This is a genomic window from Tessaracoccus pujii (assembly GCF_055326215.1).
Map to the genome: position 1 here is coordinate 140,771 of NZ_JBUZNP010000003.1, position 18,637 is coordinate 159,407.

At 70.5% G+C, this 18,637-nt stretch carries 19 protein-coding genes; 1 reads left to right on the forward strand and 18 read right to left on the reverse strand.

The annotated features are described in order from the left end of the window. Window positions 1–4: 4 nt before the first annotated feature. From ACZK5N_RS04905 to ACZK5N_RS04935, 7 genes are read right to left on the reverse strand one after another with little or no spacing between them, the layout of a single operon-like run. Window positions 5–2,752, reverse strand: coding sequence for a DEAD/DEAH box helicase (locus ACZK5N_RS04905; protein ID WP_459398179.1), 2,748 nt, complete (start codon window positions 2,750–2,752; stop codon window positions 5–7). 48 nt (window positions 2,753–2,800) lie between these two features. Further along, entirely contained in the window at window positions 2,801–3,715 is a 915-nt protein-coding gene (locus ACZK5N_RS04910; RefSeq protein WP_463624643.1) for a diacylglycerol/lipid kinase family protein, read from the reverse strand. Beyond that, entirely contained in the window at window positions 3,712–4,560 is an 849-nt protein-coding gene (tatC, locus tag ACZK5N_RS04915) for a twin-arginine translocase subunit TatC (RefSeq protein WP_463624644.1), read from the reverse strand. Before tatC ends, ACZK5N_RS04910 begins: the two co-directional genes overlap by 4 nt. A 29-nt stretch (window positions 4,561–4,589) precedes the next feature. Then, complete coding sequence (locus ACZK5N_RS04920) at window positions 4,590–4,823, reverse strand: Sec-independent protein translocase subunit TatA/TatB (protein WP_459019426.1); 234 nt, start codon at window positions 4,821–4,823, stop codon at window positions 4,590–4,592. 52 nt (window positions 4,824–4,875) lie between these two features. Next, window positions 4,876–5,061 (reverse strand): hypothetical protein, encoded by a 186-nt coding sequence (locus ACZK5N_RS04925; RefSeq protein ID WP_459019425.1) that lies wholly within the window; start codon window positions 5,059–5,061, stop codon window positions 4,876–4,878. 10 nt (window positions 5,062–5,071) lie between these two features. Then, on the reverse strand, window positions 5,072–6,004 hold the full coding sequence (locus ACZK5N_RS04930; protein ID WP_463624645.1) for a WYL domain-containing transcriptional regulator: 933 nt from the start codon (window positions 6,002–6,004) through the stop codon (window positions 5,072–5,074). Further along, on the reverse strand, window positions 6,001–6,933 hold the full coding sequence (locus tag ACZK5N_RS04935) for a helix-turn-helix transcriptional regulator (protein ID WP_459019423.1): 933 nt from the start codon (window positions 6,931–6,933) through the stop codon (window positions 6,001–6,003). The genes ACZK5N_RS04930 and ACZK5N_RS04935 overlap by 4 nt, the downstream gene beginning before the upstream one ends. Before the next feature lie 68 nt (window positions 6,934–7,001). Here ACZK5N_RS04935 and gluQRS point away from each other — a divergent pair, with 68 nt between their 5' ends. Then, on the forward strand, window positions 7,002–7,919 hold the full coding sequence (gluQRS, locus tag ACZK5N_RS04940) for a tRNA glutamyl-Q(34) synthetase GluQRS (protein ID WP_459019422.1): 918 nt from the start codon (window positions 7,002–7,004) through the stop codon (window positions 7,917–7,919). Here gluQRS and ACZK5N_RS04945 read toward each other — a convergent pair. The 11 genes from ACZK5N_RS04945 to ACZK5N_RS04995 all read right to left on the reverse strand — a co-directional run bounded on the left by ACZK5N_RS04945 (window position 7,903) and on the right by ACZK5N_RS04995 (window position 18,629). Further along, window positions 7,903–8,919 (reverse strand): FKBP-type peptidyl-prolyl cis-trans isomerase, encoded by a 1,017-nt coding sequence (locus ACZK5N_RS04945; RefSeq protein WP_463624646.1) that lies wholly within the window; start codon window positions 8,917–8,919, stop codon window positions 7,903–7,905. The genes gluQRS and ACZK5N_RS04945 overlap by 17 nt on opposite strands. A 31-nt stretch (window positions 8,920–8,950) precedes the next feature. After that, window positions 8,951–9,688 (reverse strand): pseudouridine synthase, encoded by a 738-nt coding sequence (locus ACZK5N_RS04950; RefSeq protein ID WP_459019420.1) that lies wholly within the window; start codon window positions 9,686–9,688, stop codon window positions 8,951–8,953. Continuing rightward, window positions 9,681–10,274: an SMC-Scp complex subunit ScpB gene (gene scpB / locus ACZK5N_RS04955; RefSeq protein WP_459019419.1), complete on the reverse strand. Its 594-nt coding sequence runs from the start codon at window positions 10,272–10,274 to the stop codon at window positions 9,681–9,683. The genes ACZK5N_RS04950 and scpB overlap by 8 nt, the downstream gene beginning before the upstream one ends. Beyond that, window positions 10,271–11,098, reverse strand: a complete 828-nt coding sequence (locus tag ACZK5N_RS04960) for a segregation and condensation protein A (protein WP_459019418.1) — start codon at window positions 11,096–11,098, stop codon at window positions 10,271–10,273. Before ACZK5N_RS04960 ends, scpB begins: the two co-directional genes overlap by 4 nt. After that, window positions 11,095–11,448, reverse strand: a complete 354-nt coding sequence (locus ACZK5N_RS04965) for a hypothetical protein (RefSeq protein WP_459019417.1) — start codon at window positions 11,446–11,448, stop codon at window positions 11,095–11,097. Before ACZK5N_RS04965 ends, ACZK5N_RS04960 begins: the two co-directional genes overlap by 4 nt. Then, the gene (locus tag ACZK5N_RS04970) at window positions 11,433–12,356 is read right to left on the reverse strand and encodes a ParA family protein (protein WP_463624647.1); all 924 of its coding nucleotides are present in this window, start codon (window positions 12,354–12,356) and stop codon (window positions 11,433–11,435) included. The genes ACZK5N_RS04965 and ACZK5N_RS04970 overlap by 16 nt, the downstream gene beginning before the upstream one ends. 448 nt (window positions 12,357–12,804) lie before the next feature. Next, window positions 12,805–13,719 (reverse strand): site-specific tyrosine recombinase XerD, encoded by a 915-nt coding sequence (gene xerD / locus ACZK5N_RS04975; protein ID WP_459020373.1) that lies wholly within the window; start codon window positions 13,717–13,719, stop codon window positions 12,805–12,807. Continuing rightward, window positions 13,716–14,336, reverse strand: a complete 621-nt coding sequence (locus ACZK5N_RS04980) for an NUDIX domain-containing protein (RefSeq protein ID WP_459019415.1) — start codon at window positions 14,334–14,336, stop codon at window positions 13,716–13,718. The genes xerD and ACZK5N_RS04980 overlap by 4 nt, the downstream gene beginning before the upstream one ends. Further along, complete coding sequence (gene pyrG / locus ACZK5N_RS04985; RefSeq protein ID WP_459019414.1) at window positions 14,323–15,978, reverse strand: CTP synthase; 1,656 nt, start codon at window positions 15,976–15,978, stop codon at window positions 14,323–14,325. Before pyrG ends, ACZK5N_RS04980 begins: the two co-directional genes overlap by 14 nt. A 72-nt stretch (window positions 15,979–16,050) precedes the next feature. Further along, window positions 16,051–17,736, reverse strand: a complete 1,686-nt coding sequence (gene recN / locus ACZK5N_RS04990) for a DNA repair protein RecN (protein WP_459019413.1) — start codon at window positions 17,734–17,736, stop codon at window positions 16,051–16,053. Next, the gene (locus ACZK5N_RS04995) at window positions 17,736–18,629 is read right to left on the reverse strand and encodes an NAD kinase (RefSeq protein WP_459020372.1); all 894 of its coding nucleotides are present in this window, start codon (window positions 18,627–18,629) and stop codon (window positions 17,736–17,738) included. Before ACZK5N_RS04995 ends, recN begins: the two co-directional genes overlap by 1 nt. Window positions 18,630–18,637 lie beyond the last annotated feature (8 nt).

Consider the following 18,637-nt stretch of genomic DNA (forward strand, 5'->3'; position numbering starts at 1 on the left):
TAACCTAATCCTCCGTCAGGTCGGCCGCCACCACGCCACGGCGCATCGCGTCCGCCGCCTCGTGACACGTCCGGCGCAGATCGCCTGGGCCCGTGGCAGTGGCCAGCTGGCCGGCAAGGTCGATCACCTGGCGCACCCACCGCACGAAGTCACCCGCCGAGAGACTCGTGTGCCGGAGCACCTTCGCCAGGTCCTGTCCGCTGGCCCACCGCCACGCCGCCTCGGCGAACCCGATGTCCGGCTCGCGCCCGCGGTCGCGCTGGTGCTGGCGCTCCAGCAGGCCCACCTCGCGCCAGACCGTGCGCAGCTCGGACTGGGCCCGCTCCGATGCGGCGTCCGGCATCCGCGGCGGCGCCGCATCCCGCGTGGGCCGCGACTCGTACAGCAACGTGGAGAGCACCGCGGCCAGCTGCGGGGGCGTGAGCCCGGCGAAGATGTCGCGGCGGACGCACTCGGCGGCCACCAGGTCCAGCTCGTTGTAGATGCGACGCAGCATCCGGCCGGCATCGGTCAGCTCATCGCCGTCGAGGTAGCCCAGGTCTTCCAGCACCGCGGTCACACGGTCGAACTGCCGCGCCAACGAGTTGGCCCGTCCACTCACCTCGGCCTCCGCACGCGTCGCCTCGCGTTCGAGGCGCAGCACCCGTGCGGCCTCCACAGCGTGCAGCTCGCGCTCCGGGCAGTCGTGGCATGGATGGGCCCGAAGGTCCGCCCGGAGCTGCCTGATCTCCCGCTCCACCGCGTCGTCGCTGCGCTGCGCCCTGACGGGCACATCCGGATCCAGCGCCTCCACCTTGGCCGACATCGCCGACAGCAGCGAGCGGCGGTCCTTGCGGTCCCGCACCGAAAAGTCGCGTGGCACCCGAACCCGTCCCACGGGGCTGATCGGGCCGGTGAGGTCGTGCGGCTGCAGCTTCAGCACGGTGTGGTCCCCCGAGATGATCTGCGCCCATGGTTCGGCGTCGCGGTGGGCCTTCTGGCCCACGCGCAGCACCACCGACCACCCCTGCCCGGGCACGTGGACGATGTCGCCGGGCAGGAGGGTGGTGAGGCTCTCCGCCGCGACCTCGCTCTGCTCTACCCGGCGCGACTTGGACGAGGAGGCCTCGAGCCGAGAGATCTCGTCCCTGATGCGCGCGTAGCTCATGAAGTCGCCCAGGTGGCATTCGAGCGCGACCGCCGCGCGGTCCAGGTCCGCCTGGAGCTGCCGACCGACGCGCGCTGCCGTGACCACCGACTTGTCCGTCTGGAACTGGGCGAAGGACTGGTTGAGCAGGTCCCGCGCCCGCTCGCGTCCCAGCGTGGCCATGAGGTTGACGGCCATGTTGTAGGTGGGGGCGAAGCTGGATTTCAGCGGGTAGGTGCGGCGCGAAGCCAGGCCGGCCACCGCCCGCGGGTCCATGCCGGGCTGCCACAGGACGACGGCGTGACCCTCCACGTCGATGCCGCGACGCCCCGCGCGCCCGGTGAGCTGCGTGTACTCCCCAGGGGTGATGTCCGCGTGACTCTCGCCGTTGTACTTGACCAGCTTCTCCAGCACCACGGTCCGGGCCGGCATGTTGATGCCCAGGGCGAGGGTTTCGGTGGCGAAGACCACCTTGAGGGCCCCGGTGATGAAGGCCTCCTCGACGATGGCCTTGAACGCGGGCAGCTGGCCCGCATGGTGCGCCGCGACCCCGGCGGTGAGCGCCTCGCGGAACTCCTCGTAGCGCAGCGCCTCCAGGTCCTCGGCGCTGAGACCCGCCACGTGGCGGTCCGCGATGATTCCCAGGAGGCCGGCCTCCGCCCTGTCGGTCAGCATGATGCCGGCGTCGTAGACCTGCCGCACGGCCGCGTCGCAGCCCACGCGGGAGAAGATGAAGTAGATCGCTGGGAGCAGGGACGCCCGCTCGAGCGCGATCGCCACCTCTCCGCGGCTGGTGGGGCGCCCGGCGAACTTCGGATGGGTGGCCCCCCCGTACTGGCCCGATCCCTGACCCGGCACGGACTTGCCTCTGCCGCTGCGCCCCCGGGGGCGCCGGGAGTCGTCGCGCACGCGGGTGGCCTCCGACCTGCTCACCTGGAGGAGTTCGCGGTTCACCCTGGCCAGGCGCTCTGCCGGGAGCTCGGAGGCCGTCGGCGCCACACCGTCGAACAGGTCGATGAGGCGCCGCCCCACCAGGACGTGTTGGTACAGCGGGACGGGTCGGCGCTCGGAGACCACGATGGAGAACTCGCCGCGCACGGTGCGCAGCCATTCGCCGAAATCCTCGACGTTGCTCACGGTGGCCGACAACGCCACGATCTGCACCGATTCGGCCAGCCCGAGGATGACCTCCTCCCACACGGGTCCGCGGAATCGGTCCGCGAGGTAATGCACCTCGTCCATGACCACGAAACCGAGGTTGCCCAGCGTCGGGGATGCCGCGTAGATCATGTTGCGCAGCACCTCGGTGGTCATCACGACGATCTGGGCGTCGCCGTTGACGGACGTGTCGCCGGTCAGCAGGCCGACCCTCTCCGGTCCGTAGCGGTCCACGAGGTCGTGGTACTTCTGATTGGAGAGCGCCTTGATGGGCGTGGTGTAGAAGCACTTGCGCGACTCGGCGATGGCCAGGTGCACGGCGAACTCACCCACCACGGTCTTGCCCGCCCCCGTCGGGGCGGCCACCAGAACCCCACGGCCCAGGGCCAGCTCGCGGCACCCGTCGAGCTGGTACTCGTCCAGGCCGAACGGGTAGAGGGCGGCGAACTCGCGCACCTCGTCGGGCAGGGCGTCAGTGCTCACCCACCCAACCTAGCAGCGTGCCGTGCGCCCTGGTCAGGCGACGATGAGGCGCAGCACCCCGGGGCGGCACTCGACGGTGGCCGGCACCTCGCCCATCTCCTCGCCGTCGCCCATGAGGAACAGCCCTGCCCCGTCCACCTCGATGGTGCGTGCCTGGAGCCTCTCCACCACCGGTGAGGAGACGAAGCCGCCCGTGTAGGTGAGGGGCAGCAGCCGCAGCAGTTTCCCGCGTGACGCCTTGTGGATGATGGTGACATCCAGGAGCCCGTCCGCGGGGTCGGCGTCCGGAGAGATCTGCATGCCTCCGCCGAACACGCCGGTGTTGCAGACTGCCACCAGCATGGCCTCCACCTCGCGGGGAGTGCCGTCGATCACCAGCCGGTACCTGAGCGGCGAGAAGTGCGCCAACTCGCGCAGGGCGATGTAGCCGTAGCTGAGTGGCCCGAACCGGAGGTGGATGTCGTTGGTGGCGCGGTTGACCCGGGCGTCGTAGCCGCTGGAGACGACCGCACCGACGTACCGGGAACCAGCGGTATTGGTGAGCAGGGACAGGTCCATCGTGCGCGTGGTGCCGTGCACCAGAGCCTCGGTGGCCTCCTTGATCGAGCCGGGAACGCCGGCGCCCCGGGCGAAGTCGTTGCCGGTGCCGGCCGGAATGATGGCCAAGGTGGCGTCGGTGTCCGCGCACGCGTTGAGACCGAGGTGGGCCATGCCGTCACCGCCCATGACTGCCACAACGTCGCCGGGTCTGGCCTCGAGCGCGGCCGTGCGGGTCAGGTCTCGGGCCTGCTCGTAGGAGGTCGACATCACCACGTGCAGCTCCGAGCCGGGCAGCCCGTCGTGGAGCCGCCGGATGACCTTCGGCAGGGCGCGCCCTGCACGGCCTCCACCCGAGCGCTCGTTGCACACGACGGTCACGAGCCGCCGCTTGGCGAGCTCGTGGCTCACTTGCCGTCCTCCAGGTCCACGGCGAACTCGGCTGCGGTCTCCTCGGTGATGCCGCGCCTGCCGTCCCAGACCCGGCAGATGATCTCGGCGATGAAGAACATCACCGACAGCGGCACGGCCAGAGCCAGCATCGAGAACGGGTCCGTCGACGGTGTGGCGATGGCCGCGAACACCACGCTGCCGAACAGCACGAACTTGCGGACACGCTTCAACTGGTAGCCCCGCACGACGCCCGCGAGGTTGAGCCCCACCAGGACCACTGGCAGCAGGAAGGACAGTCCGAACACCAGGACGACCTTGAGCTCCATCCCGAGGAAGCTGCTCATCTCCAGCAGGTTGACGATGTTCATGTCCTCGGGCGTGAAACTCAGCAGCACGCTGATGCCCTTCGGCCACACGAAGTAGCCCAGGGCCGAGCCGCCGAGGAAGAGCGGCACGGCAGCTCCCAGGAATCCGAAGGCGTACTTCTTCTCCTTGGACACCAGCCCGGGGGCCACGAAAGCCCAGAGCTGGTACAGCCAGATGGGGCTCGTGAGGGCGATGCCACCCGCCATGCAGGCGATGACCGCCAGAGTGAACGGTGCCACCACCCCGTCGTTCACGATGAGGGTCTGGGCGTCCGGGCGCGTAGCCTTCAACTCGGCCACAGCGCTGTAGTAGGGCGCCATGATCACCTCGATGAGTTCACGGTAGAAGAAGATGCATGCCATCGCTCCCAACGCGATGGCCAGCGCGGCGACGGTGACGCGGTAGCGCAACTCCCGCAGATGATCCGTCAGCGACATGGTGCCGCCGGGGCCCCCACGCGGGGGCCGCAGCCACGCCAACCGGCTCGGCTTCTTCATCGCCGGTTCAGTGGGCGCGGAGGCCACGGTCAGTGCTCGGGGTTGTTCTTGCGGTCGATCTCGGGCTGGACGATCTCCGCATCGACGACCTCGTCCGTCGAGCCCTTGGGCTCCACGACCTTGACCTCTTCCTTGAACTCACGGATTGAGCGTCCGACGCCCTTGCCCAGGCCGGCCAGCCGGGATCCGCCGAACAACAGCAGGGCCACGATCAGGATGATGACCCATTCCATCCCACCGAGGGCGAAGAGCAGCGTTGGCATAGCGAGAACCTTTCGTCTGCAGCGGCGCGCCACTGCGGGGTTACGGACCAGTCTAGTCGCGCACGTGGTGGGCTAACCGCACCTGGCCGATCAGATCGCTCATCTCGGCGGCGCGCTCGGCGACGACGGCCACCTCGGCCATCACGTCGTCGGCCTTGTGCTTGAGCGTGACGGCGTACGCGGCCAGAGCCGCCAAACCCAGCAGGGCGATTCCGCCCACCACCGCAACCCAGATCACGGGGCAGATGCTACCCGACCGAATCGCCGTACAGCTCCAATGCCGCCGAGGCCCGTCTCCGCGCGGCGTCGAGCACGGTGGCGTCGGAGACCGAGAGCACCTGTGGGCCCAGCCGCAGCAGCAGCGCGACCGCCCACTGGAGGGACGCCACCGGGAAGGTGACCGTGAGCCGCTCCCCCTCGTCGACCATGGATGTGGTGGGGTAGTACTCCGCCACCCACCGGGCCGACGGCGCCAGGGTGAGCGTGAGCTGTGCCGCCGCGTCCCCGAACCAGGAGGACGGGGGATCACCCCGGTCAGGGGCGGGCTCCCCGAGCTCGTCGACGGCCTCCACCCGGTCCAGCCGGAAGGAGCGCCACGCATCCCGCGGCCTGCTCCACGCATCCACGTAGCTGTAGCCGTCGACGAAGCGCAGCCGTGCAGGTTCGACGACGGCCTCCGAGGTGCCAGCTCGGCCGGGCGTACGGTAGGTGAGCCGGACGGCGAGGCGCCCGGCAATCGCTGCCGCCAGCGCCGCGCGATGCCCCGGATCCGAGGGGGCGACGGCGACGCTCACGCCGCGGACCTCACCGCCGACCGCGGCCTCGAGCTTGGCCAGAGCGGACCGCGCCGCGGCGGAGTCCGCGGCCACCTCCACCACGACCCGCAGCGCCGCGAGCAACCCTGCCGCCTCCGCGGGCCTGAGCCTGAGGGGCCGGCCGAGCACGTCGGCGTTGCGGAAGAAGATGTGCCCGTCCTCCCGCGCGCTCTCGATGTCGACGTCGAACAGGTCGTCGTAGTAGCCACCCGGCAGCCCACAGAACTGCAGCACCTCGAGATCCTTGACCACCTGGCCGGGCGTGGTCCCGAAGACCCTGGCCACCTCCGTCGCGGTGACCCCCTGATGGGCGGACAGGTAGGGCACCATCCGCAGCATCCTGCCCAGCTGCTCCTCCGACTTCACGACGCCACCGCCCTCAATCGTTGGATGACCATGTCCCGCAGCCTCTCCGGTTCGAGGAGCACGGCGTCCGGCCCGGAGGCCGCCACCTCGTCGACGATGGCCGCCTCGCTGTTCAGGCGCACGCGGTGCGCGGAGAATCCGCTGGGGATGTCTCCGGGCCAGTCGACCGGCTCCACCGACTGCCAGGCGTGCGCCGCCTCGTCCCGCAGCGCGACGACGGCCGTGGCCTCGAACGAGGGCTCCAGGCGTGCGGCCCGCTCGTCGGCGTCCTCCGGCACCACGAACGCCCCGGGTCGGCCCACGGGCTGGGCAGGCGCCGTGAGACGGCTGAGCTTGAAGAAGCGATCGTCCTGCCGCTGCGGGTCGAACCCGAAGACGTACCACTGGCCGCGCCGCTGGATCAGCTTCCACGGCTGCAACAACCGTGACTCCCCCCGGTAGCCGAACCCCACCACGGTGCGTGAGAGCACGGCCTCGTAGACGACATCGAAATTGGGATCGTGCACCTCGACGCGCGGGGCGATGGTGGGAACCAGGGCGGGATCCGGCGCGGCGCCGCCGGCGTGCAGTGCCTCGAACGCCTGCGCGGTGTGATCCGCCGCCACGGAGTCCTGCCACACCTGCCCGGCCACCCCGAGAGCGGCGAGCTCCTCGGGGGTGAAGGACAGCGGCGGGAGTTCGAACTCGCTGCGCAGGATGCGGTACCCGTTCTCCTCGTCGGAGTCCGGGTCGTTGGAGCCAGTCTCGATCGGCACGCCGAGGCCGCGAAGCTCATCCTTGTCCCGCTCGAACTGCCTCTCGAAGCCTCCGATCGAGCCGCCGCGATAGCCCTCGACCATCTCGCGCAGCTCGTGCTTGGTCAGGTACCGACGCGTGCTGAGCAACGCGATCAGCAGGTTGAGCAACCGCTCCGACTTCCTCGCCGACATGACACCTCCGCTTCCAGGCTATCGGCCCCCCGGCCCAGACAGCCGCGACCCGCCACACAGCTGGCAGCATGGTGCCCGTGCCCCACGTCGACCGCTACGCCCCCAGCCCCACCTCAGATCTGCACCTGGGCAACCTGCGCACCGCCCTGGCAGGGTGGCTCCTGGCGCGGCACGCGCGCGGCTCGTGGCTGCTGCGCGTCGAGGACCTCGACCAGGAGCGGGTCCGGGCCGCCGACGGGATCGAGGCGCGGCAGCTCGACGACCTGCGCCGCCTGGGGCTCGACTGGGACGGCCCGGTGCTACGCCAGTCGGAGCGCCTCGACCTGTACCGCGACGCGCTGTCAGGGCTGCCCACCTACGAGTGCTTCTGCACCCGTCGGGAGATCGCCGAGGCGTCGTCGGCGCCGCACGACGGCTACCGCTCTTACCCCGGCACGTGCCGCAGGCTCACCACCGCCCAGCGAGCGGAGCGACGCGCCGGCCGCCCACCCGCGCTCCGCGTCGACTCCGCAGGGGCGGCCTTCACCGTCGAGGACAGGTGGGCCGGCCGGGTCACCGGGACGGTGGACGACTTCGTGCTGGTCCGCAACGACGGGCAGTACGCCTACAACCTGGCGTCGGTGGTCGACGACATCGCCTCGGGGGTCACCCACATCACGAGGGGTGCTGATCTGGTGAGCTCCGCACCCCGCCAGGCGTGGCTGACCGAGCAGCTCGGCGGGCGGCCCGCCACCTACGCGCACGTCGGACTGGTCCTCAACGGGGAGGGACAGCGGCTGGCCAAGCGCGACGGCGCGGTCTCGCTCGCGGACCTGCTACCGCTTCACGACGCGGCGGACGTGTTCGCGGAGTTGGCGGCGTCGCTCGGGCTGGGCCCCTGCCGCACAACGCGAGAAGCGCTGGCGGCCATGCCAGGCGACCAGCGCTTCTTCCAGGGTGCGGTGTGGAGCGACGCGGCGCTCCGGCCGCTCAGCCCTGCACGTTGAGGACGTCGATGACGTAGATCAGCGTCTGCCCGGGTGCCAGCGGCGGGGTGGCCTGCGGCACACCGTCCGGATAGGCCTTGGCCGGCGGCACCACCAGCATGACGCGGGAGCCTCCGGTCTGGCCCGCCAGCCCCTCGGTCCAGCCGGCGATGAGATTGGCCAGGGGACCCTCCTGCGGCTGCCACGCGTCCTGCCACAGCGCGCCGTCGTAGGTCCATGCCCGGTAGCGCACCTGGATGGTGGAGGCCTCGGTGATGGCGGCGCCGGGGCCCTTGACGAGCGGCTGCACGACGAGCTCCGTCGGGGCCGCCGCTCCGGCAGGCACCGCGACCTCGGGCTTGCCGTCGGTCATCGTCACGGCGGGCAGGCCGGCGGCGGGGGCCACCTCCTCGCCTGTCACGTCGTCGAAGTTGGCCGACAGGATGTCCACCACGAACACGATCGAGTCGCCGGCAGCGATGCTGCCGTCCTGGGTGCCCTCGGGATAGCCGTCCTCGCTGGGCATCGCGATCAGCACGCGGGACCCGACGGCCTGGCCCACGAGCCCTTCCTGGAAGCCGGCCACCACGCCGTCGAGTGAGAACGTGGCGGGCTCCCCGCGCTCGTAGGAGCTGTCGAAGATCTCCCCGGAGGTGCCGTTGACGCCGACGTAGTTGAGGGTGACGATCGAGGTGTCCGTCAGCTGCTGGGCGCCGCCCGGACGCAGCACCGACGACTGGGTGGAGGTGATCCCCCACGGTGCCGGCACGGTGACCACCGGAGTGTCGTCGTCGCTGACCTCGATGAGGCTCAGGTCAGCCGACGGGGTGACGGACGCAGCGGCGCTGGCGCTCGCGGATGCGCTGGCGCTCACGCTGGGCGAGGCGCTGGCGGACGCGGACGGCGCCGGCGCGGACGGCGAACTCGAGGCCTCCGGGTCTGCGCAGGCGGTCAGGGCGATCAGGGATGCGGCGCCGATGGCCAGGACGGCGCGGCGCAGCGAGCGGGCGGAGAAAGTCACGCCGGAATGCTAACGCAAGCGCCCAAACCGCTCACATCCCCACCAGGTCGAGCAGCGCGCCCAACTCCTCGCGTGTCAGCTCGCGGGAGTCCCCCACGCGAAGGTTGCCGAGGCGGATGGGCCCGATCTCCGTGCGGGCAAGCCTGTCGACGGGGTGGCCGACGGTGTCCATCATGCGGCGCACCACCCTGTTTCGGCCCTCGTGCAGCGTGATCGCCAGCAGGGTGCGGTCCTGTCCGCGGGAGATCAGCTTGACCTTGTCCGGCCGCACGGGCCCGTCCTCGAGGGTGACGCCCTTTTCGAGCCGCCGGATGATCCGGTTGTCCATCACCCCGGCCGCCTGCACGGTGTAGGTCTTGGGCACCTTGTAGCTGGGGTGGGCCAGCCGATGGGCGAAGTCGCCGTCGTTGGTGAGGACGATCAGTCCCTCGGTGTCCACGTCGAGCCGCCCGACGTGGAACAGGCGCTCCTTCGTGCGGGGCAGGTAGTCGCTGAGCGTGGGGCGCCCCTCCGGGTCCTCCATGGTCGAGACCACCCCGAGGGGCTTGTTCAGCACCATGTACAGGTGGTGCCGCGGCGGCGGGATGCGGGAGCCGTCGACGCGGATGTGGTCCGTGTCGGGGTTGACCCGCCGGCCCTGTTCCGTGACCACCTGGCCGTTGACCTCGACCCGACCCTCCTCGATGAGGATCTCGCTGGCGCGCCGGGACCCCACCCCCGCCGCTGCCAGCACCTTCTGCAACCGGATGCCCTCGATCTCGTCAGCCATCGCTGCTCTCCTTCTCCTGCCCGACCGTGGCCGCCTCGGCGGCGGCCAGCTGACCGAGCTCAGCCTCCAAGGCTACGGCGTCCGGCAACAACGGCGCCAAGTCTGGCAGTTCCTTCAGTGACCGCAGGCCCAGTTTCTGCAGGAACAGGGGCGTGGTGACGAACGTCATGGCCCCGGTGACGGGGTCCGCCCCCTCCTCGCGGATCAGCCCGCGGACCGCCAACGTCCTGACCACCCCGTCGACATTGACCCCGCGCACCGCCGCGATCCGGCCGCGGGAGACGGGCTGCAGGTAGGCGATCACCGACAGCGTCTCGAGGGCGGCCTGGGTGAGGCGGGAGCGCTGGTCAGAGACCAGCCAGGCCTCGATCACCTCGGACACCTGGGGATCCGTGCCGAACCTCCACCCCCCGGCGACGGCCCGCAGCCTGATTCCCCGCTCGTGGGACTCGTAGAAGCGCGCGACACTCTCCAACGCCGACTCCACTTCGGCCGACGGCACGCCCAGGGCCGCGGCCAACTCGTCGGTGCCCACCGGCTCGGTGGCCATCAGCAGCATCGCCTCCAGGGCGCCGGTCAGGCTCATTCCTGCTCCAATTCCGGTTGGGGTCCGTAGTCGTCGGTAACCTCGGCCGTGCGCTGATCCCCCGCGGTCCAGCGGACGGTCAACTCACCCAGGGGCGCCATCTGGTCCAGTGTGACCTGTTGGGCGCGGAAAAGCTCGAGCACCGCCAGGAAGCGGACCACGAGGGTGAGCCGGTCGCAGCCGGCGACGAGGGAGCGGAACGAGACCGCACCGTCGCGGCGCAGACGGTCAGCGACGAGGGCGGCCTGCTCTGTCACGCTGACGGTGGAGCCGTGCAGGTGTGACAGCTCCACCACGGGCGCTGGCCGGGGGGCCATGGCGCCTGCCGCCAGCCGCGCGACATCGTCAGGCGTGAGCGGCAGTTCCACCTCGGGCATGACGGCACGGAACTGGTCCTCCAGTCCGCCCGGCCGCCAGTGTGTGGTCTCGGCGGCAGTCATGGTCTCGGCCAGCCATGCGGCCAGCGACTTGAAGGCCCGGTACTGCAGCAACCGCGCGAACAGCAGGTCCCTCGCCTCGAGCGCGGCGATGTCCTCGTGGTCTGTGACCTCCCCCCCCGGCAGGAGCCGCGCCGCCTTGAGGTCCAGCAGCGTCGAGGCGACGACGAGGAAGGCGCTGGTCTTCTCCAGGTCCCAGACCTGGCCGCCCACCTTGACGTAGGCGATGAACTCGTCCGTCACCCGGGACAGGGACACCTCGGTGACGTCGAGTTCGTGACGCGAGATCAGCTGCAGGAGAAGGTCGAACGGACCTTCGAAGTTGGCCAGGTGCACCTCGAACCCCGCCACGCCGTCGTGGCGCTCCGAGGCCTTGGCGCGGCTCACTGGTCCGTGAGATCGCTCACGAGGAAGCTGTCTGCCCCGTTGGCGGTCAGGTCCGCGATGGCGCGGGACACCGCCAGCCGCACGATCCGGCCACGGTCCACCCGGATGCCGTGGGCGCGGCGCAACTCGAGGTTGGCGTCCTCCAAGGCGATGAGCTCGGCGTCGCTGAAGTACACGGTGATCTTCTGGTCGTGCTTGACCCTGCCGCTGGCCGCGGGGGCCGCGCCTTCCTCGGCCGGCTCCGGCGGGGAGGTCTGCCGCGACGGTTCGACGACGACAGGCTCCCGGGTGGGGCGGAACAGCTCGGAGGCGCCAGGCAGCGTCGCGCGACGTCCTACTGGTCCTGACATCTCAGCAGCACCTCCCGGGCCAGCTGGCGATAGGCATCCGCACCGGGCGACGCGGAGGCATACGTGGTGATGGGCTCGCCCGCGACGGTGGTTTCCGGGAATTTGATGGTGCGCCGGATGACGGTGTGGAACACGTCGTCGCCGAAGGCCTGCACCACTCGCTCCAGGACCTCGCGGCCGTGCAGGGTGCGGGCGTCGTACATGGTGCCGAGGATGCCGAGCAACTGCAGGTCCGGGTTGAGGCGGTCCTGCACCTTGGAGATCGTGTCTGTCAGTAGCGCGATCCCGCGGAGGGCGAAGAACTCGCACTCCAGCGGCATGATCACGTAGTCGCTGGCCGTGAGCGCGTTGATGGTGAGCAGGCCGAGGCTGGGCGCGCAGTCGATGAGGATGAAGTCGTAGTGCGGCCTCAGCTTGGACAGCACGCGCAGCAGTGTCTGTTCGCGGGCCACCTCGCTGACCAGCTGAACCTCCGCCGCCGACAGGTCGATGTTGCTGGGGAGGATGTCCAGCCCGTCGACGCCGGTGCCGGTGATGACGTCCATGGCGTCGATGCCGCGGGTGAGGAGAAGGTTGTAGATGGACAGGTCGAGGGTGTGGGCGTTGACCCCCAGCCCCACGGAGAGCGAGCCCTGCGGGTCGAAGTCCACGAGGAGCACCTTGCGGCCCACCTCGGCCAGCGCGGCCCCCAGATTGATGGTCGTGGTGGTCTTGCCCACCCCGCCCTTCTGGTTGCACATCGACACGATGGTGGCGTGCTTCCTCCCCGGAGGCACCGGCCCGGGTTCGGGAAAGTCCGGCAACGGCCGGCCGGTGGGGCCGAGCGGCTCCGTCCCCAGCAGGGTCACCGCGCCGGGGCCCTCGGGCGCACCGGGTACCGGTTCCTCGAACAGCCCGTCATCCGCCACCTGTCGGCCTCCTCGTCTCGCGTCCGAACCACCCTAGTATGCCCCGTGGTCGCGCCGCGGCGGACAGCGGCATCGAAGCTGGCGCACAAGGCCGGTGACAAGGCGGTGGCCTGACCAAGTATGAGTTGGTCAGGCCACCTGTGTGATGCACGGCGGCGACTCCGCGCACCTGGAAGGACATCCGCGCTTCCTCTCCCCGACCTCGCCTTGGTGGGGTGCCGCAGGCAAGCCCGCAGCCAGTGGAAGATGAACCGATCCTTCCTCCGCTCTCCCTTGCAGGATCGCGTAGGACCGATTCTGCCACCCGATCTCCGCCGTTTGCCAGGTGTTGGCCCGAAATTCATCGGGGAATCCTCTTTGTCGGCGTGTCGCGCTGACAAAGTTGCCTTGGCTGCCGTGTGCTGGGCCACGAGGCCGGACCACGTATGAGGTGGTCCGGCCTTTGACGTCACCGGGCGCGCGGGTGAGCCGCGGCGTGCACCTCGCGCAGGTGCTCGATGGTGACGAGGGTGTAGATCTGGGTGGTGGCCACCGAGGCGTGCCCGAGAAGTTCCTGCACCACGCGCAGGTCCGCGCCTCCGTCGAGGAGGTGGGTTGCGAACGAGTGCCGGAGCGAGTGCGGCGACACCTCCACCGCGATCCCCGCCTGCTCCGCGGCCCGCCGCAGGATCGCCCAGGCGGACTGGCGGCTGAGCCGCCTGCCCCGTTGATTGAGCAGCAGCGCCGGATCGTGCCGGGTGGCCATCGCCGCCAGGGCGGGCCTGGACCGGACCAGATATGCCTCCAGCGCCGCCGTCGCGTAGGAACCCACCGGCACCACCCGCTGCTTGCCACCCTTGCCCAGCAGTTTCAGCGCGGCCTCGGGCGCCGCGAGGGCCGCGGAGGCCTCGTCGACGTCGAGGCCGCAGATCTCGGACACTCGGGCGCCCGTGCCGTACAGGAGCTCCAACAGCGCCGCGTCGCGCAGGCCCACCACCTCGTCCCTGTCCGGCGCCTCCAGGATCCTGGTCACCTCGTCGACCGTGAGGGCCTTGGGCAGCCGCTGCTGCAGTGTCGGCGGCGACACCTCTGCGGCCGGGTCGACGGCGGCAAGACCCTCCTCCGCCGCAAACTGGTGCAGCATGCGGATACTGACGACGTGTCGGGCCACGGACGACCGCGCCTGGGTGGAGCTCAGATCCCGCACATATTCGGTGACCTCCACTGGCGTGACCTCGTCGATCCGGCGTATGCCGCGACCCTCGAGGAAGGCGACGTAACGGGCGAGGTCACGTCGGTACGCCGCGACGGTGTTCACCGCCAGCCCGCGCTCGGCGCGGACGTGGTTGAGGTAGTCCGACACAACCTCGGCGAGCGGGCTCAGCCCCGAATCGGCCACGGGGCGTCCGGGGCGCGCAGCCCGGTCAGGCGGCCGTCAAGGCGGGCGACCTCGAGTGCGAGCACGCCGGCTACGAGCGTGGGGCTCTGGCACCCGCCTGCCAGCACCGCGTCGACGAGCTGCGCCCGTGGTGCCCACTCCCACGTCATGTGCGCCTCTTCACCCTCGAGGACGAAGCCGTCCGGGCGCTCGGCGGGCGACAGGTCGCGGGCCAGGAAGATTCTCAGCGACTCCTCACAGGCCCCCGGTGTGGTGCACATGTCCACCAGCACGTCCCACCTGGTGGCCTGCAGTTCGGCCTCCTCCGCGAGTTCGCGTTGGGCCGCGACCACCCACTCCTCGCCGTCGAGGTCCAGCAGGCCGGCCGGGATCTCCACCAGCTCCATCCGCACGGGATGGCGGTACTGGCGCAGCACCGCGATCTCGTCGGTGTCTTCGCGCCAGGCGACGACGGCCACCGCGCCTGGATGCGTGAGGTACTGCCGATCGATCACCTCACCTGAGGGCGTGGTCACCTCCTCGTCCACGAACGCCGACACCCGGCCCTCGCCCAGCACGGTGCGGGACCGCACCGGCCAGCTCATCTGCTCATCGGTGCGCATCGGCTGCGGTCTCCTGTCGGGCCAGGGCTGCGGCGATCAGTCCGGAGAACAGCGGGTGGGGCCGGGTGGGCCGCGACTTCAGCTCCGGGTGGGCCTGAGTCCCGACGTAATAGGGATGGACCTCGACCGGCAGCTCGACGAACTCCACCAGCCGTCCGTCCGGCGAAGTTCCCGACACCATCAGCCCAGCCTCCTCCAGCTGCCCGCGATAGGCGTTGTTGACCTCGTAGCGGTGCCGGTGCCGCTCGTCGACCCTCAGTCGACCGTAGGCGCGCGCCACCTGGCTGCCCTCGGCGAGGACGGCGGGATAGGAGCCCAGCCGCATCGTGCCGCCCAGGTCTCCCCCGCCGTCGACGATGCTGACCTGCTCCGCCATCGTCGCGATGACCGGGTGGGTGGTGTGGGGGTCGAACTCGCTTGAGGCGGCGTCGCGGATGCCGGCGAGGGAGCGGGCGGCCTCGATGACCATGCACTGGAGCCCGAGGCAGAGCCCGAGCGTGGGAATGCCGTGTTCCCGCGCGTGGGTGAGCGCCCCCAGCTTGCCCTCCACCCCGCGGATGCCGAAGCCGCCCGGCACACAGACCGCGTCGACGCCGGCCAGCTGGTGGGCGGCGCCCTCCGGGGTGTCGCAGTCATCGGACCGGATCCAGCGCAGCTCGATGCTGGCCCGGTGCGCGAACCCGGCGGCGCGAAGCGCCTCGGACACCGACAGGTAGGCGTCGGGCAGGTCGATGTACTTGCCCACGAGGGCCACGGTGAGGTGCCGCACGGGATGCTCCACACGGCCGAGCAGGTCGTCCCACGCCCGCCAGTTCACATCGCGGAAGCTGAGGTTGAGTCGCCGCACCACGTAGGCGTCGAGCCCTTCCCCGTGCAGCACCCTGGGGATCGCGTAGATGCTGGGGGCATCGGGGCAGCTGACCACAGCCTCCTCGTCGACGTCGCACATGAGCGCGATCTTGCGCTTGAGGGGCTCGGAGATGGGACGCTCCGCACGACACACGATGGCGTCCGGCTGGATGCCCACCTGGCGCAGCGCCGCGACGGAGTGCTGCGTCGGCTTGGTCTTCATCTCCCCCGACGGCTTGATGTAGGGCACCAGGGACACGTGGAGGAAGAACACGTTCCCCCGGCCGATCTCGTGACGCACCTGGCGGGCCGCCTCGAGGAACGGCAGTGACTCGATGTCTCCGACCGTGCCGCCGATCTCGTGGATCACCACGTCGACGCCTTCGGCCTCCATGGCCATCATGCGGTCGCGGATCTCGCCGGTGATATGCGGGATGACCTGGACGGTGTCCCCGAGGTAGTCGCCCCGGCGCTCCTTGGCGATCACCGTGGAGTACACCTTGCCGGTGGTGACGTTGGCATCCCCGGAGAGGTTCACGTCGAGGAACCGCTCGTAGTGGCCGATGTCGAGGTCTGTCTCGGCGCCGTCCTCCGTGACGAACACCTCCCCGTGCTGGAAGGGGTTCATGGTGCCTGGGTCCACGTTGAGATAGGGGTCCAGTTTCTGCATCGTAACCCGTAGCCCGCGGGAGATGAGCAGGTTGCCGAGGCTGGAGGCCGTGAGTCCCTTGCCGAGCGAGGAAACGACCCCGCCGGTGACGAACACGTGCTTGGTGATCTTCGAGTTATCCACGGAACTCCAGCGTATGGACTCGACGCGCCGGAGTCCTCGCCGCGCCGTGGGCGAAACGAAAACGTAACACCGTCATCGGGCCGGCCGGTCCGCCGACGCCCTGTGGAGCAGCTCGGCGGCATGGTCGAGGCCCTTCGCCGACGACGACTCGCCTCCCATCATGCGCGCGAGTTCCGCGGCCCGCTCCTCATGACCCAGGCGGCGCACGCCGGATGTGGTCACCTGCCCGTCGGAGGCCTTGTGCACGACGAAATGGGCGTCGGCGAACGCCGCCACCTGTGCGAGGTGGGTGACGACGATGACCTGCGATCGCTCCGCCAGGCGCTGCAGCCTGCGGCCGATCTCCAGGCCCACTGCGCCACCGACACCGGCGTCCACCTCGTCGAACACGAAGGTCTGCCCCTCCGTGCCGCCGGCCAGGACCACCTCGAGCGCCAATCGGACCCGCGACAGTTCGCCGCCCGAGGCGACCTTGCCCAACGGCGCGGGCGCGGAGCCGGGGTTGGCCGAGAACAGCAGCTCAACGCGATCCCCGCCGTGCGGGCCCAGGGGGACGGGGGTGATCTCGAACCGCAGTTCGGCGTGGGGCATCGCCAGCGCGGCCAGCTCCTCCCTGACCCGGGCGGCCAGCGAGACGGCCGCCTCCCGGCGAGCGGAGGAGATGACGGCGGCGTCCGCCGCCAGGCCGGCATCGAGATCCGAGATGCGGCCACGCAGCTCCGTGATCCGCTCGTCGCTGCCCACCAGTTGGGTGAGGCGCACCGCCGCCTCCTCGGCCCACCGGAGCACCTCCTCGACGGTGGCACCGTACTTGCGGGTGAGGCCCGCCAGCTGAGAGCGCCGCTCCCCCACCGCCTCAAGCCTGAGCGGGTCCGCCACGAGGTCGTCGAGATATCCGGCCACCTCGGCGGCCAGGTCGTTGGCCAGCATGCCCAGCTCGTGGGCCCGCGCGGCGAGTGCCGTGGCCTGGTCGTCGCGCTCCGCCAGCTGGACCAGCGCCTTGCGCGCCTCGCCGACGAGCCCCACGGCGTTGGGCGCGTCGAAGTCGGCCTCCGAGCCGCTCAGGCCCTCCTGCGCGGCCGTGGCGAGCCTGCGCAGGTCGTCGAGGTCCATGAGGCGCACCTGTTCGGCCGCCAGCTCGTGGTCCTCGCCCGAGTAGGGGGCCACTGCCGTGATCTCGGCCAGGCCGAAGCGCAGCATGTCCGCCTCCCGGGCGCGTGACATGGCCTCCGCCTCGAGGTGCCCCAGCTCCGCCGCGGCCGCGCGGCGCTCCACGTAGGCGTCGCGGTAGCGCTGCAGCTCGGCCGGCCGGGCCTGCGCGTCGAGCATTTCCCGCTGCCGCTCGGGCGTCGACAGCCGCATCTGCCCGGACTGCCCGTGGATGGTGGCCGTCTCGCTGATCAGCTCGGCCAGGGCCGCCACCGGGACCCCCGCGCCGCCCACGACGGCCCGTGACCTGCCCTGAGCCGTGACCTGCCGCAGCGTCACCACCTCCCCGTCGTCGGATTCGCCGCCGAGTTCGTGCACGCGTTCGACGAGGTGCGGGGGGAGCTGCCAGCGGCCCTCGACGACGGCGCGGTCCCTCCCCCGCCGGACGATCCCGGCGTCAGCCCGCACACCCAGCAGGTGGCCCAGCCCGGCCACCACCATCGTCTTGCCCGCGCCCGTCTCACCGGTCAGCGCGGTCAGGCCCGGCCCCAGCTCCAGATGCGCCTCGTCGACCACCCCGAAAGCCGTCAGCCGCAACGCCGACAGCATCAGCGGTCGCTCCTCTTGCGCCACCCGTCGATGGGCAGCGCGAACTTCTTCACCAGGCGGGTGGTGAACGGCTGCTCGCCCATGCGTGCGATGCGCACCGGATGCCGGTGGGAACGCACGCTGACCCACTCCCCCGGCGCGAGATCGTGGCTGCGCCGGCCGTCGCACCACAGCATGCCGAGAGGGGCCGAACCCTCCGGCAGCTCGAGCTTGACCACCGACGAAGGGCTCAGCACCATGGGGCGGTTGAACAGGGCGTGCGCAGCCAGCGGCACCACCAGCATGGCCCGGACGTCCGGCCACACCACCGGCCCACCGGCGGAGAAGGCGTAGGCCGTCGAGCCCGTGGGCGTTGAGACCAGCACACCGTCGCAGCCCCACCGCGACAATGGTCGCTCGTCGACGCTGACCAAGACGTTGAGCATGCGTTCGCGCGCCAGCTTCTCCAAGGACACCTCGTTGACGGCCTGCGAGGACCAGGTGATGGTGCCGTCCGCATCGCACACCTCGACCTGCAGCGCGATCCGCTCCTCGACGAGGTAGAGCCGGTTGGCCACGACGCCCGGCAGCGCGTGGATGTCCGAGGGTTCCAACTCCGCCAGGAAGCCGACGTGACCCAGGTTGACCCCGAGCAGCGGCACGCCCATCGGCAGCGCCCATTCCGCCGCTCGGAGGATGGTGCCGTCACCACCGAACACCACGGCGAGTTCCGCCGGCGTGCCGTCCAGGGCATGGATCCGGGCTTCCGGCACCCGGGCGCTGACGCGATCCAGATCGCTGGGGAACACCAGGAAGGCAAAGCCCATGGCGTGCAGGTCCGTGATGAACTGGGCGGCCTTGTCGATCGCCTCGTCTCGTTCGGGGTGGACGAGCACCGCCACAGTTCGTTGCATCACGCACC